The organism is Staphylococcus pasteuri, from assembly GCF_030547725.1.
GTDB classification, from domain to species: domain Bacteria; phylum Bacillota; class Bacilli; order Staphylococcales; family Staphylococcaceae; genus Staphylococcus; species Staphylococcus pasteuri.
Genome location: NZ_JAUOQO010000428.1, coordinates 1 through 264, shown reverse-complemented (window position 1 = coordinate 264; position 264 = coordinate 1). Strand labels below are relative to the sequence as shown.

1 protein-coding gene is annotated in these 264 nt (G+C 58.7%); it reads left to right on the top strand.

The features are described from left to right. Positions 1-20: 20 nt before the first annotated feature. On the top strand, positions 21-264 hold a 244-nt coding region (locus tag Q4528_RS14245; RefSeq protein ID WP_303522279.1), incomplete at its 3' end, for a hypothetical protein.

Sequence of the window (264 nt, the reverse complement as noted above, 5' to 3'; positions counted from 1 at the left end):
AGCTGAAGGCTGTGACAGCCGTGGTCGAAGACCTGCCAACCAAGGCCGCAGCCGCCCGATCGAATATCGGCACGCCAGGGCGTGACCCCGTTGCGACCGGCCCCGAGCAGACCGAAATGGCCTTCTCGGTCGATGAATTTTCTCGCGCCATCATGGCCAAGATCGTCAAGAAATGCGGGACGCGGGACTATTGGGAAGATTGGGCAAGCAATATTGCCGACATTGCCAAGAACCACATCACCCGTCTAACCGGCATCCTGAAAG